We start from the raw sequence: 14,290 nt of genomic DNA, 5'->3' as shown, positions 1-14,290 counted from the left end.
GCCTTTCTTGTTCCTATGATGCGGCGGCAATCAATTCTTCAAACAACCGCTCCAGATCTTCCTCATCCTTGAACTCGATCTCAATCTTATTCTTCCCTTGAGACGATTTCACCTTCACGTTCGTGTTCAGCACGTCTTTTAGCGCTTTTGCCACCGTTTTGTACGTCTTCGGCACGGGAGGCTTCGGCGTTGCAGATTCGTTGCGCTTGCCGGAGAACAGTCGCGCGATAGCCTCCGCCTCGCGGACCGTCAATTTCTCGGCAACGAGCTTGTCCGTGAGCTTCTGACGGCCTTCCTTCGTGGGAATAGACAGAATGGCGCGCGCGTGGCCCGCCGTAATCTTCTCTTCGAACAAAAGCTGCTGCGCTTCTTCGGGCAATTCGAGCAGGCGCAGCGCATTTGCGACCGTAGAGCGGCCTTTCGACATCGCCTGGGCAACTTCGGACTGGGTGAGATTGCGGCGCTCCATCATACGGCGATATCCGTACGCTTCTTCGATGGGATTCAGGTCAGAACGCTGGATGTTCTCAACAAGCGCCAGTTCGAGCGCCTGATCGTCGTCGGCTTCTTTGATACGGATGGGAACCGTCTTCAATCCGACAATCTTGCAAGCCTGCCAACGACGTTCGCCGGCGATAATCTGGTATTCCTGATTACCCACCGGCCGCACGAGGATCGGCTGAAGCAATCCATCCTTCTCAATGGACGACGCGAGCTCTTCCAGGGCCTCTTTCTTGAAGTTCGTACGCGGCTGATCGGGATTCGGGCTCACCTGCTCGATAGGAACCTCATCCGTGCGGCGCTGCGACACGCTCTTGATGGTCACATGGTTCTCGCCATCGACGATCGATTCCTCCTGAATCGGCGCAATTGTTTCACGTGAAACATTCTGCGGTGCCGGTTCAGTGATAACAACGACTTCTTCACGCTCTTGTTCGATCAAAACACGCTGAGGAGTAGCTTCGATAGGGGTTGCTTCCTCGTATGCGCCGCCAAGAAGCGAGTTCAGGCCTCGTCCCAACCCGCTTTTGTTCGATTTAGCCACGTTGTACCACTTCCTTTGCGAGATCCATATACGATTGAGCACCCTTACCCGAAGGATCGTACTGCGTTATGGGCTGACCGAAGCTCGGAGCCTCGGAAAGCTTGACCGTACGGGGAATAAGCGCCGCAAAGACCGTTTTGCCGAAGTATCCACGCACCTCTTCCGCAACCTGACGCGAAAGCGTGGTGCGACCATCGTACATCGTCAGCAGCACGCCGAAGATATCGAGGGTCGGATTAAGGCGTGTTTTGACACGTTTCATTGAATCAAGGAGTTTTGTCACACCTTCCAGCGCGTAAAACTCGCACTGAATGGGAATGAGAAGCTTGTCGGCGGCTACCAGCGCGTTGACGGTCAGGAGACCCAAGGACGGCGGGCAGTCGATGAAAACATAGTCATACTTGCCGCGAAGGCTTCCTACGGCGTCTTTTAAGCGATTCTCACGGGCCATTTCAGATACAAGCTCTACTTCTGCCCCTGCGAGGTTAATCGTGGCTGGTACGAGATCGAGTCCTTCACTCACATCGGGGATGATAACGTCCTCAATGGGAACATCGTTGAGCAGCACGTCGTAGACGCAGTTATGCACCTGACTCTTTTCGATACCCAGACCACTCGAAGAGTTGCCCTGAGGATCGAGGTCTACGAGAAGAACCTGCTTGCCAAGCTCGCCCAACGCAGCAGAAAGGTTGATTGCAGTCGTTGACTTCCCGACACCGCCTTTTTGGTTGATGATGGCCATGACCTTCGTCTGGCCCACCACATGCTTGACGGGCGCCTTCTCCTTGATCGTCTTGATAGGAGTGGGAGGCACTTCCTGCTCAATCACGGGTCGCGCCTCACGTTCGACCACTTCAATGTGATCGACGATCAACTCTTCCTCGATGAATTCTTCTTTGTTATCCTGCTTGACAGTCTCGGCTGCTTTTTTGTCTCGTTTGAGACCATCGAATAGTCCCACAGGGACCCCCTTTCTTAACCGCACCGACAGTATACCCTGTTTAGTGTTTCACGTGAAACACGTCAGAGGAATGTTTCACGTGAAACATTCGAAGCTCGCTGGAACCGGTAGTGTTTCACGTGAAACATGTGCTAGAAACACGCTAGATTCCCGTTCGATGCCCTTCATCTGCGCGCTAGATATTCTGAGTACAATAAGGGAAGGGCGAAACGAGGGAGCTGATGAATATGACACGGCGTCAATTGCTCGCTGAGCGGGCGACAACCATGCGGAAGCAGATGACCTATGCAGAGCGGCGGCTCTGGTTCTCGTTCCTGCGAGAATATCCTACCTCATTCGTTGCGCAGAAAGTGATAGGAACCTACATCGTCGATTTCTATTGCCGGAAAGCACGGTTGAGCATCGAGATTGACGGTGACAGCCATTATACGCGAGGACAGAAGAAGTACGATCAGATTCGCACCACCTATTTAGAGATGCTGGAAATCAAAGAGTTGCGTTTCACGAACACTGAGGTGGTTGAGAACCTCGAAGGCGTGTGCGAAGCCATTCATGCCGAAGTTCTCAACCGACGTAACGATGTGAAGGAAGACCTGTTTCAAAAGCTCAAGGACAAACGCTAATGTTTCACGTGAAACATTCTGCATCGGTTAAAGCGGGCGCTTCTGAGCCATACCAACCTTGCGCGGCAGTTTGATCTTCGGACGACCGGTCTTCTCGAAGCAGATGATACGGCGGCAGTTGTCACCGAGCGTCACAGTACGGTCGGACACGTGCTTCATGCCAAGCTGCTCTTGTAGTGACAATGCATGCTGCAGTTCTTCGTCCGAGACGTTCGCCTTGTAGCATACGAGACGTCCGCCTTCTTGGAGCATCGGACTGGCAAGCTCCATCAAGATGGAGAGCTGCGCGAGCGCTCGCGCCGTCACGACGGTGAACGCCGCCGGCTTCTCGCGCGCAAGGTCCTCAATGCGACCGGTGTACACTTCGACGTTTTCGAGCCCGAGCGTTTCAACCATCGAGGAAAGGATCGCCGTCTTCTTACCAACGGAATCGGCAAGCAGCGTTTGACGCCCGCTTTCGATAGCAAGCGGAATCCCCGGATATCCAGCCCCCGACCCGATATCGGCCATACGGCCCGCTGGCGCATCCATCACTTCCGGCAATCCCACGAGCGAGTCTTCCACATGCAGCAGCATGCCCTCTTCCCATGTCGAGATGCGCGTGATGTTGGTGGTCTTGTTCGCCTCGATAACCAGTTCAAGATGGCGCTTCAAAAGATCGTCGTGCATTCCTTGCTCCTCCGTTTCGACGTGCCACCAGTATAGTGGAATGTTTCACGTGAAACATTCGGGCATAAAAAAAGCCCGCACCTTTCGATGCGGGCGAGCAAGTAATAGAACTTAGCGAGGAAGAATTACCACGTGACGCGCGCTGCCTTCACCTTCGGACGCGGTTTCCACACGGTCGTCGTCGCGCAGGCAGATGTGCACGATGCGGCGCTCGTACGGAGTCATCGGACGCAGCTTGATGCTGCGGTTCTGACCCGCCGCGCGGTTCGCGGACGAACGTGCGATGGACTCGAGCTTCTCACGCTGACGGCTCTTGTAGCCTTCGACGTCCACGATCACCGGATAGCGGAACCCGATGGTGCGCACGGTGATTGCCGACACGAGGAACTGCAGGGCGTCGAGTGTCTTGCCGTGCCGTCCGATCAAAACCGCCAGATCGTCGCCCGTGATGTCGAGGATAAGCTCGCCTTCGTCGCCTTCGTACTCGTCGATGGTCACTTCGCCCACATCGAAATACTTGAGGATGTCCTGGAGCGCACCAATTGCCGTGTCGGCGATGCGATCGAGATCCTCGTCGGTCAGCTCAGTCGGCTCCTCGTCGAGGGGCTTCTCAACCAATTCTTCAGCCATGACAGACTCCTTTACCAACGCTCACGACACGCGAATGTTTCACGTGAAACATTCGCGGTACCTGCAACTACTTCCGCTTCGTCGTATCCTTCTTGGTGGGACGAGGCTTCTTCTCCTTGCGGGTGACGTCAACTTCGATGGGCTTGACCTCGACGGTCTCAGCCGCTTCGGCGTCACGGCGCTTCATGATACGCATGGAAATCTGCTGCTGCGCAAGGCCCATGAGCGAAGACGCACCCCAGAACAGGAGCACGCCAGCGGGCGAACCCCAGCTGATCCACAGCATGAACACGCTCATAACGGCGGCCATGATCATGGTCTGCTTGCGCTGCGGGTTGTCCTTGTTGCCCATCTGCATGAGCACCATCGGAAGGAAGGTGGCGCCTGCGAAGATAATCATGAGCACCAAATAGGGAACAAACGTTCCAAAACCGCTGACGAATGCCTCAGAGGGGCGAACAACCAGGTTGGGAACGAGGTGATAGAACTCGTAGGTGGTGCCCGACGTGCGCGAACCCATCTCCTGGAGCACCTGGAACAGAGCCATGAAGATAGGCATCTGCAACAACATGGGCAGGCAGCCGGCGAGCGGGTTGAACTTCACCTCGGCGTAGAGCTTCTGCATCTCTTCCTGCAGGCGAGGCTGGTCGTCAGCGTACTTGCGCTGCAGCTCTTGCATGAGCGGCTGCACTTTCTGCATCTGGAAAGACGACTTCGTCTGCTTGTGCATCAAAGGCGAGATGAGTATGCGGAAGATGATGGTGACAAGGATGATGGCCAAGCCCCAGTCGCCGCAGAAGTTGTAGAAGAACTGGATAACGTCGAATATCCAATCCTTAAATACGTCCCACATGTTCAGTTGTTCCTTCCTCTATACCAAAGAAGCCCGTGCGTCGACCCCTATGGAACAGGATCGTAGCCGTGCGAACCCCCCGGACGACAACGCAGCACACGTTTCACCGTGAGCTTGAGGCCCCGCCAGAACCCGTAGCGCTGAAAAGCTATGAGCCCGTACTCGGAGCAAGTTGGCGTGAAACGACAGCAGGAAGGGAACATAGGAGAAATGGCAGCTCGGTAGAAGGTGATGAGAAACACCGCGATTTTGCACGGCACCTGTTTCAAACATGCCTTCATCTCTCGAACCCTACCGTAACTCAGCGCGTTTCAACGTCTCGGCACATGCTGTATGCACTGTACTATAAGAACTCCTCATGATGCCCGACTTCGCGAGAAATATCACATCATAGCCCGCCCAAGGACCACCCAGGTCATGGCAGATGGCTCGCATACGCCGTTTCGCGCTGTTGCGCCATACCGCGTTCCCCGATTTTTTACCCGCAATAAAAGCAACACGACCTTGCGGGCCGTGCTGCTTCGTGGGTAACACTATGAACGTAAGGTACGGCGTATGTAGACGCTTGCCGCATGAGAACAGATCGGAGATATCCCCGCGGGATTTAATAGTCTCCAACCTAAAGCTCTCTTTACACGCAGAGGCGCTTGCGACCCTTAGCGCGACGAGCAGCCAGCACCTTGCGGCCACCCTTCGTCGACATACGAGCACGGAAACCGTGGCACTTAGCCCGCTTACGAGTGTTAGGTTGGTACGTGCGCTTCATATTGATTCCCTTTCATGGTTTTAGAGCAACCTCGAAAGTATAGCTCACGTAACCGGGGAGTCAAGGAAAACCCACAAGAAGGTTGCATCATTCTTCATACGGCATCCATACGTGGAAAACCTCGAAAGCATGTTCTGATTGCCCACGAACGGCGGCATATCGCGTTTTCCTCCGACGTTTTCCGCTTTTACGAACACTCAAATTGTGGAAAAGGTGGAAAACTCGCATTTCATTCGAGACCCGTTGTGGAAATCTCTAAAGTCACCTGTTTGTCAAGAGATGATTTCTTTAATTTTTACAAGCCTCTCATCAGGCACGAAGGATGATTAGACTTATTAACAAAGGTCTGACCTGGTATTTTAGAACAAGGTCAGAGCTCGAGAATTTCCAATTCAGAGCATGCGTTACGCGTTCTTCACGCGAATGAAGCCAAACGGTCATGTTCCATTCTTCCGGGAATTCAACGGCTCCAGCGCTTCTCAGACCGGAATATATCAACATTTTTGCACGGTTTTCACCAACGTTCATCCGTCTTGTTAAAAGCTTTCTCCAACGTTTTCCACATTTTCTGAATAGAATGTGGAAAACGTTGAAAAGCCCGTGTGGAAAGGAGGGTGACTTTTATAAATGGATGAATGCAATGTTTTGAATGCTATGAATTCCCCAGGTGGATAGATTCAGAATGGAAAAAACGCTACAATGCCGTTGAAAGCCTTTGAAAAATGCTGAATATCGAATCTGAAAACGGAACACCATTGGACAACCAGATTGAAAAAGCAGATCAGCAGGACGAATCCGCTGATGACGGCACCGAGTCGTTCGACTACACGCAGGTGCGCGCCGTCGCTCGGATCGCCCTGTACGACGATCTCCGCAGCGCGCCGCGCGTAACGGAGATCCATCCCGCGCCGACCGCTGAATTTATTGAAAGCCTCGCTTCCAAGATTTACGAACAAGCGAAAAGCGCCGGCGGGACCATTCCGTACACCGTTATTAGAGAAGTGTCGGAAAACTTCATCCACGCGCGCTTCGCCGAAGCGACCGTGTCCATCCTCGACGACGGCAACACCATTCGCTTCGCCGACCAAGGCCCGGGCATCCCGTTCAAGGACCAGGCGCAGATTCCCGGATTCACGTCCGCCGTCGAGCCGATGAAGCATTACATTCGCGGCGTCGGGTCGGGTTTGCCCATCGTGAAGGAGTACCTGGACTTCTCGCACGGCACCATCACCATCGAGGACAACCTGGGAACGGGCGCCGTGGTTACCATCAGCCTTCGACCCGACGGGGCCCTCTCGCAGCCGCAAGAGCCGTTCAACCCGCAGGACCTCGCGCAGCAGCAACAGCCGCAGCAGCCCATCTACCAGGATCAATACGGATACGCAGCCCCTCAGTACCCGGTGGAAAGCGCCCCGGCGCGGCCGACGTACGGCTACGGGGCCGAGCAGCAGCCGCTCATGCAGCCGCTCATGCAGCCGCGCTACCAGCAGCAGCAACAGTACGACCCGCGCTATCAGCAGGACCCGTACGCGCCGCAGCAGGGCATGCCCCCGTACTACCAGGGCGGCGCGCCGAAGTACCCGGTGCAGGGTCACGCGATGGCCGGACAGTACCCGGTGGCGCCGCTCATTCCGCCGCTGTCGCAGCGCGAACGCGACTTCCTGCCGATCTTCCTCAACGAGGGTGCGCTCGGCGTGACGGATCTGTCGCGCTTGACGGGCGTGCCGCAATCGAGCACGTACGTCACGCTGTCCAAGCTGGAGGAGAACGGCCTTATCGAAAAGACCGTCGGACAGAAGCGTATCCTGACCGATCTCGGATACCACGTGGCAAATTCCCTATAATCTGGTATACACGTACAAAGCCGCGGCGGGTGGCGCCCGCAGATGCCCCCATCAAGGAAGCAAGCTATGAACAGCGAAAAACTCGAACAAGTCTGGTTGGAAGTATGCGACCAGGTCAAAAGCTACAACAATATTGATCCCTCGCAGATCAACGCGTTCTTCTCGCGCCTGCACCCGCAGGCCATGAGCGAGGGGTTCCTCATGATCACGGCGGACAACGACTTCATCAAGACCTGGATCGAGCGCCATTACGTTGAATTCATCAAGCGCGCGTTGAACGATCTGTACCATATACCGTTCACCGTGATCATCGAAGTGGATATCACCGCGGCCGAACAACCGCCCGCGCCCGCCGCCGCGCCCGCTCCGGCCGCCGCCGCGCCCGCTCCGGCCGCCGCCGCGCCGGCAGCTGCCCCTGCGGCGACGCCTGCGCCGGCTCCGAGCGAGCCGGCTCGCGAAGCAGGCGCCGAAGAATCGCCGCGCGAAGAGGCGCGGGAAGCCGACAGCCCCCGCCGCGCCCTTGCGGTGGAATTGGACGACGGCCCGCTCGACGGCCCCGACAGCCCGGCTTCCACGTTGACCTTCGAGAACTTCGTCATCGGCGATTCGAACCGCATGGCGTACTCCATGGCCGTGGCCGTGGCCGAGATGCCCGGCAAGGCGCACCTCAACCCGCTGTTCATCTACGGCAAGTCGGGTCTGGGGAAAACGCACCTCATGCGCGCCATTCAGAACTACATCAACGAGACCATGCCACAGCTGTCCACCATCTACGTCGACTCGGCCGAGCTGTTGAGCGACTACATGGAGGCATCCGCCGCGCACGACAAGCAGAAATCGAGCTACAAGAACTTCAAAACGCGCTATGAAGAGGCCGACGTCCTGCTCATCGACGACGTCCAATACCTGCAGGGCAAGAAGCAGACGCTCGACATCGTCTTCCAGATATTCAACAAGCTGACGAGCCAGGGCCGTCAAGTGGTGCTGTCGGCCGACCGCGCGCCGAAGAACATCGACATCGACGAACGCTACCGCAGCCGCTTCAACTCGGGCGGCACCTTCGACATCCAGCCTCCCGAAATCGAGACGAAGCTGGGCATCGTGAAGAGCTTCGTGGACGAGTACCGCGAGTCGGAAGGCTCGCACGACTTCAACATCCCCGAGGACATTCAAATGTACATCGCGGAAAGCTCGAGCTCGAACATCCGCGAGTTGAAGAGCGCCGTCACGAAGGTCATCTACCAAATGACGTTCTTCAACCAGCCCAACCTGAAGCTCGACGACGTGCGCACGCTCTTGGAGAACCACTTCACCGGCGGGCCCTCCAAGCGGCTCACCATCGCCGATATTCAAAAGGAAGTGGAAACCTTTTATAAGGTGAGCCATGCCGACCTCGTGGGAAAGAAGCGCACGCGCAACATCATCTACGCGCGGCAGATCGCCATCTACCTGTGCCGACAGATGCTCGACCTTCCCTTCAACGATATCGGCAAGAAGTTCAACCGCGATCACTCCACCGTGATGTACTCGGTGACGAACGTGGAGGAAAAGATGAAGGAAAACCGCGAGTTGCGCGAGGAATTGGAAGCCCTGAGGCAGCTGATTCACGAAATGTAGGATAGAAGCGTACGCGCGTTCGGCGGAAAGATGACTGAAACATGACTGACAACCTGCCGAAAAGTGGTACAACCCTATGGAAAGATAATTTTAGCGATAATTGATGTTGAAAGAGGGTACCCGAACTGCCCAGCCGAAATCGCATTATTTCTTGAGCTTGACGTGCGGTAACGCTGGTTTTCCACATTTCCACCGTGCTTATTATTATCATTATTAAAAACTTAGATATATATAGAGAAGATCAAACCCGTTTACAAACCAGAATGTTTCACGTGAAACATTTGAACCCCTCGGCGCTTCTATGCCATACTGAGCACCGTTAAGAGAAAGGGAACCTCTTGAAATTCAGCATCAACCAATCAGAATTGCAAAACGCGCTGTCGGTCGTACTCAAGGGCATCGCTACGCGCTCGACGCTTCCCATCCTGTCGGGTATCTATCTCGATGCGCACGACGATACGCTCACGCTCCAGGCAACCGACCTCGAGCTGTCCATTCAATACTCGGTGTCGGCGCTTATCGAAGAGACGGGCAAAGCGGTGGTGCCGGGCAAGCTGTTCTCCGACATCGTGAAGAACCTGCCCGATGCGGCCGTGCATGTGGAAGCCGAGGACGATTCGGCCGTTATCACGTGCGACACGGCGTCGTTCTCCATCAAGACGCTCGATGCCGAAGACTTCCCCGGGTTCCCCCATGTGGACGTGCAGCAGGAGATCGCCATTCCGTTCGCGCAGTTCGCTTCCATGGTGAAGCGCGTGGCGCGCACCGTGTCGAAGGACGAGAGCCGCGCCATCCTCACGGGCGTGCTCATCACGCTGGAAGATTCCATGTTGAAGATGGTGGCTACCGACTCGTATCGACTGGCCATCACCGAGACGCAGCTGGAAGATTCTGCCGCGGAGGAGTTCCAGGCGGTCATTTCGGGTTCGTTCTTGCAGGAAATCGCCTCGCTGCCGCGTTCGGACGAGAATCTGAAGCTGGCGCTCGCTGAGAATCAGATCGTGGTGACGTATCACGACACCGTGTTCATCAACCGCCGCCTCGAGGGAAACTTCCCGAACTACCGTCAGCTGCTGCCCGATTCCTACGTCACGCGCGTGAGCATGGACGTGGGTCACCTCATCGCCGGCGTGAAGCGCACGTCGCTGCTGGGGCAGACGAGCTCGCCGGTGCGGTTCGACATCAACATCGCCTCGCAGACGGCGCAGCTGTCGGCCGTGGCGCAGGACGTGGGCTCGGCTCAGGAGACGCTGTCGTGCGAGGGCGAAGGCGAGGATGTGGAAATCGCGTTCAACTACGCCTACGTGCTGGACGGCCTGTCGTCGGTGAACACGGACAACGTGTACCTTGAGGTGCAGTCGTCGCTCAAACCGGGCATCTTCAAATCCGCCGAGGGCGAGAACTTCCTCTACCTCGTCATGCCCGTACGCATTTCGTAAGGACGCGCTGCGGCGCGTGTGCCTGTGGATCTTGCCATCACCCATATCTCGTTTCTGACGTTTCGCAGTTACGAGTCGTTCGATTTGGACGGCATCGGGCCGCTCACGGTACTCGTCGGCCCGAATGCGGTGGGCAAGACGAACATCATCGAGGGCATTCAGCTGCTGACCGCCCAGTCGTCGTTTCGCCACGCGCCCGTGGAGCAGCTCGTGCACGCGGGCTCGGACTTCGCGCGGCTCGCAGCCGACGTCACGGACGGCAGCCGCGAACTCGAGTTGGTGGTGCAGCTGGCCGAAGGCAAGAAGAAGCACCTGCTGAACGGCAAGGCGAAGCGCACGGCGGACCTCAAGGGCCTCGTGCCGTCCGTCACGTTCACCCCTGACGACCTCGATTTGGCGAAGGGGGCCATGTCGGTGCGCCGCGCGGCGCTTGACGCCCTGGGTTCTCAGCTGTCCGCGAACCATTACCTGATCAGGCGCGACTACGAGAAGGTGCTGCGCCATAAAAACCGGCTGCTCAAGGACGAGGCCCCGGCGGCGCTCGTGGCGGCTATGAACGAAACGCTGGTCACGTGCGGGGCGCAGCTCTCTTGCTACCGGGCGGCGCTGTTCGAGAAGCTGGCGGCGTCGATGGCGTCCTACTATGCCGAAATCACCGACGGACGCGAGCGCCTCGAGGCGTGCTTCGTGCCCTCGTGGCGCCCGCATGACCCGATGGTGCCCGCTACGTACACCTTTGGCCGCGACGAAGCGCGCGCGGAGCTGACCGATGCGCTCGAGCGGCGCGCTGCCGACGAGCGCATACGGCATCGGGCGCTCGTGGGCCCGCACGCCGACCGCATCGAGTTCTTCATCGACGGCAAGAACGCCGCGCTGTTCGGGAGCCAGGGACAGCAGCGCTCGGTGGTGCTCGCCTTCAAGCTGGCCGAGGCCACGCTCATCCAGGACATCCTGCATCAGAAGCCCGTGCTGCTGCTCGACGACGTGATGAGCGAGCTGGACGCCGCGCGCCGCCGCGCGCTCGTCGCGTTCATCTCGGGGGATATCCAAACGTTCATCACCACGACGAACCTCTCCTACTTCGACGACGATCTGCTGTCAGCCGCGCGCATCGTGGAATTGGGAAAGGAGCGCCCATGAAGATTGGCAACGCCCTCAACGATCTCATGACGCAGCTTGCCGCAGGCGACGACGCCTCCGTCAAGGCGCAACGCGCCGCTGCGGTGAACGTCGCATGGCGCAATGCCGTGGAAGCGGTGTACAAGGACGCGGCCGAGATGGTGCTCGGCCACATCAACGCGGTGTACATCATGGGCGCCGACGAGGTGGTGGCCGGCGCGCCTTCGAAAGCGTCGCACACCGGCACTGGGTCGCAGCTCGTCGTGTATTCCGACGACAGCCTCATCCGCTCGGATTTGGATGCGCGACAGGAATTCCTCAAGATGAAGCTCAAGGAGCAGGGCGAGCACGTCGAGACGTTCCGCATCCTACCCTCGCGCTTCGAGATGAAATCGCGCCATCCCTTCCGCCGCGAAGAGGACCCGGCGACGTCTTCCTCATCGCGTGCCGGGCGCAGCGAGCCGCCGCGGCCTCCGTTGACGCCCGAGGAGCTTGCCGCGCTTGAAGAGCATATTGAATCGGTGGAAAGCCCTGCGGTGCGCGCTGCCCTTGCGAGGGCAATACGTGCCGACACGAAGCGCAGATAAGGCTGCAAGGTTAAAAATCACGTGTGAATTGGAGATCGCGCCTTCTGGGGCTTCTGAAACCCTCCACAAGTGATGGTTTTTATTGGTACGGAAGTTCAAATATGGTAAAATTTTACGGTTCGTGTGTTCGCGTTGAAAACACACGTTCATCACTCAACATCGCACTATAAAAGGAGCATGTCAGTGGCAAACAAACCTGACCATTACGACGGTTCTGACATTCAGGTCCTCGAGGGCCTGGAAGCGGTCCGCAAGCGTCCGGGCATGTACATCGGCTCGACGGGTCCGCGCGGTCTGCACCACCTCGTGTACGAGGTCGTCGACAACGGCGTGGACGAAGCGCTCGCCGGATACTGCGACGAGATCAAGGTATGGATCCATGCGGACAACTCGATCAGCGTCGACGACAACGGACGCGGTATCCCCATCGATAAGCACCCGAAGGAGAAAATCCCGACGGTTGAGGTCGTGCTCACCATCCTGCACGCCGGCGGCAAGTTCGGCGGCGAGGGCTACAAGGTGTCCGGCGGCCTGCACGGCGTAGGCGTGTCCGTAGTGAACGCGCTGTCTTCCCACGTCGAGGTGAAGGTGCGCAAAGATGGCAAGGAGTACATGATTGCCTTCGACCGCGGAAAGACGTCCGAGAAGCTGCACGAGCTGGGCCCCACGAAGCGGGGCAACGGCACGACGGTCTCGTTCTGGCCCGACCCGGAGATCTTCACCGAGACCACCGTGTTCGACTACGACACGCTGGCGGCGCGTTTCCGCGAGATGGCGTTCCTCAACAAGGGTCTCAAGATCGTGATGTACGACGAGCGCGTCACCGACGCCGACGGTCAGCCGCGCACGGAAGTGTTCCAGTATGCCGGCGGCATCGTCGACTTCGTGAGGTTCCTGAACGAGGGCAAGGAAACGCTCAACAAGCCCATCTACTTCGAGGCCGAGAACGACGACGGCACGGTTGAAGTGGCCATGCAGTGGTCGACGTCCTATTCGACGAACTCCGTCATGGCATTCGCGAACAACATCAACACGCACGAAGGCGGCACGCACCTCGACGGCTTCAAGCAGGCCGTTACGCGTACCATCAACGAATACGCGCGCAACAAAGGCATCCTCAAAGAGAAGGATTCCAACCTGTCCGGCGACGACACGCGCGAGGGCTGCGCGGCCATCGTGTCGGTGAAGCTGCACGACCCGCAGTTCGAGGGCCAGACGAAGACGAAGCTGGGCAACACCGAGATTCGCCCGCTCGTGCAGAACGCCGTGACGCAAGGCCTGGCCGAGTATCTCGAGGAGAACCCGACGCCGGCGAAGCGCATCATCGGCAAGGCGACCCAGGCCCTTAAGGCCCGCGAAGCCGCGCGCAAGGCGCGCGAGATGACGCGCCGCAAGGGCGTGCTTGACTCCTTCGCGCTGCCGGGCAAGCTGGCGGACTGCTCGTCGAAGACGCCGGCCGATTCCGAAATCTTCATTGTAGAGGGCGATTCCGCAGGCGGCTCGGCCAAGCAGGCGCGTGACCGTAAGCACCAGGCCATCCTGCCGCTTCGCGGAAAGATCCTCAACGTGGAACGCGCGGGCTTGCACCGCTCGCTGTCCTCCGACACCATCAGCTCGCTGATCACGGCCATCGGCACGAACATCGGCGACGACTTCGACGCCGACCAGGCGCGCTACCACCGCATCGTCATAATGACCGACGCCGACGTCGACGGTGCGCACATCCGCATCCTGCTGCTCACGTTCTTCTACCGCTACATGCCGGAACTCATCAATCGCGGCTACATCTACATCGCGCAGCCGCCCATCTTCGGCCTCAAGAAGAAGAACTCCCGCTCTCCGAAGATCGAGCGCTACATCTACGACGAGAGCGCGCTGTCCTCGGTGCTGGCCGAGTACGACGATCCGAACAAGTTCGACGTGCAGCGCTACAAGGGTCTCGGCGAGATGGACCCCGATCAGCTGTGGGAAACCACGATGGAACCCGCCACGCGCACGCTGCTGCAGGTGAGCATCGACGACGCCGCCGAAGCTGAGCGCGTCGTGAGCGACCTCATGGGCGACCAGGTTGAGCCGCGCAAGGAGTTCATCCAGAAGCACGCCCGCGACGTCCGCTTCCTGGACATTTAAGGAGAGA

General features: G+C 57.9%; 15 protein-coding genes. 7 read left to right on the top strand and 8 right to left on the bottom strand.

The window, feature by feature from the left end:
- Positions 1-13 precede the first annotated feature (13 nt).
- Both C1876_RS02630 and C1876_RS02625 read right to left on the bottom strand, forming a co-directional pair.
- Complete coding sequence (locus tag C1876_RS02630; protein WP_114545172.1) at positions 14-1,045, bottom strand: ParB/RepB/Spo0J family partition protein; 1,032 nt, start codon at positions 1,043-1,045, stop codon at positions 14-16.
- Positions 1,038-2,006, bottom strand: a complete 969-nt coding sequence (locus C1876_RS02625) for a ParA family protein (RefSeq protein WP_406566188.1) — start codon at positions 2,004-2,006, stop codon at positions 1,038-1,040. The genes C1876_RS02630 and C1876_RS02625 overlap by 8 nt, the downstream gene beginning before the upstream one ends.
- Positions 2,007-2,227: 221 nt before the next feature.
- On the opposite strand from C1876_RS02625, the gene C1876_RS02620 reads away from it, so the two are divergent.
- Entirely contained in the window at positions 2,228-2,629 is a 402-nt protein-coding gene (locus C1876_RS02620; protein WP_114545171.1) for an endonuclease domain-containing protein, read from the top strand.
- Positions 2,630-2,656: 27 nt separating this feature from the next.
- Here the strand turns inward: C1876_RS02620 and rsmG are convergent, their stop codons facing one another.
- The 6 genes from rsmG to rpmH form a co-directional block, all read right to left on the bottom strand.
- Positions 2,657-3,298 (bottom strand): 16S rRNA (guanine(527)-N(7))-methyltransferase RsmG, encoded by a 642-nt coding sequence (gene rsmG / locus C1876_RS02615; RefSeq protein ID WP_114545170.1) that lies wholly within the window; start codon positions 3,296-3,298, stop codon positions 2,657-2,659.
- 111 nt (positions 3,299-3,409) lie between these two features.
- A complete protein-coding gene (locus C1876_RS02610; RefSeq protein WP_114545169.1) occupies positions 3,410-3,928 on the bottom strand; it encodes a Jag family protein in 519 nt (172 codons plus the stop codon).
- Between the two features lie 67 nt (positions 3,929-3,995).
- The gene (locus tag C1876_RS02605; RefSeq protein WP_114545168.1) at positions 3,996-4,781 is read right to left on the bottom strand and encodes a YidC/Oxa1 family membrane protein insertase; all 786 of its coding nucleotides are present in this window, start codon (positions 4,779-4,781) and stop codon (positions 3,996-3,998) included.
- A gap of 47 nt (positions 4,782-4,828) precedes the next feature.
- The gene (yidD, locus tag C1876_RS02600; protein ID WP_114545167.1) at positions 4,829-5,062 is read right to left on the bottom strand and encodes a membrane protein insertion efficiency factor YidD; all 234 of its coding nucleotides are present in this window, start codon (positions 5,060-5,062) and stop codon (positions 4,829-4,831) included.
- Positions 5,063-5,072: 10 nt separating this feature from the next.
- On the bottom strand, positions 5,073-5,471 hold the full coding sequence (gene rnpA / locus C1876_RS02595; protein ID WP_227112429.1) for a ribonuclease P protein component: 399 nt from the start codon (positions 5,469-5,471) through the stop codon (positions 5,073-5,075).
- A complete protein-coding gene (gene rpmH / locus C1876_RS02590) occupies positions 5,413-5,547 on the bottom strand; it encodes a 50S ribosomal protein L34 (RefSeq protein ID WP_013981168.1) in 135 nt (44 codons plus the stop codon). The genes rnpA and rpmH overlap by 59 nt, the downstream gene beginning before the upstream one ends.
- 755 nt (positions 5,548-6,302) lie before the next feature.
- Here rpmH and C1876_RS02585 point away from each other — a divergent pair.
- The 6 genes from C1876_RS02585 (at position 6,303) to gyrB (ending at position 14,283) form a co-directional block, all read left to right on the top strand.
- The gene (locus tag C1876_RS02585; protein ID WP_244910004.1) at positions 6,303-7,391 is read left to right on the top strand and encodes an ATP-binding protein; all 1,089 of its coding nucleotides are present in this window, start codon (positions 6,303-6,305) and stop codon (positions 7,389-7,391) included.
- A gap of 66 nt (positions 7,392-7,457) precedes the next feature.
- Positions 7,458-9,008 (top strand): chromosomal replication initiator protein DnaA, encoded by a 1,551-nt coding sequence (dnaA, locus tag C1876_RS02580; RefSeq protein WP_114545164.1) that lies wholly within the window; start codon positions 7,458-7,460, stop codon positions 9,006-9,008.
- Between the two features lie 338 nt (positions 9,009-9,346).
- Positions 9,347-10,447: a DNA polymerase III subunit beta gene (gene dnaN, locus C1876_RS02575; protein ID WP_114545163.1), complete on the top strand. Its 1,101-nt coding sequence runs from the start codon at positions 9,347-9,349 to the stop codon at positions 10,445-10,447.
- 18 nt (positions 10,448-10,465) lie between these two features.
- Positions 10,466-11,587, top strand: coding sequence for a DNA replication/repair protein RecF (gene recF / locus C1876_RS02570; protein WP_244910003.1), 1,122 nt, complete (start codon positions 10,466-10,468; stop codon positions 11,585-11,587).
- Positions 11,584-12,153 carry a phosphoadenosine phosphosulfate sulfotransferase gene (locus tag C1876_RS02565; RefSeq protein WP_114545161.1) on the top strand — a complete coding sequence of 190 codons (570 nt, stop codon included), beginning with the start codon at positions 11,584-11,586 and terminating at the stop codon, positions 12,151-12,153. The genes recF and C1876_RS02565 overlap by 4 nt, the downstream gene beginning before the upstream one ends.
- A gap of 177 nt (positions 12,154-12,330) precedes the next feature.
- On the top strand, positions 12,331-14,283 hold the full coding sequence (gyrB, locus tag C1876_RS02560; RefSeq protein ID WP_211309484.1) for a DNA topoisomerase (ATP-hydrolyzing) subunit B: 1,953 nt from the start codon (positions 12,331-12,333) through the stop codon (positions 14,281-14,283).
- Positions 14,284-14,290: the final 7 nt, after the last annotated feature.

It is taken from the genome of Eggerthella sinensis (assembly GCF_003339815.1).
Taxonomy (GTDB): domain Bacteria; phylum Actinomycetota; class Coriobacteriia; order Coriobacteriales; family Eggerthellaceae; genus Eggerthella; species Eggerthella sinensis.
Note: the sequence above shows the minus strand (reverse complement) of the source record. Positions and strands in the feature narration are given on the sequence as shown.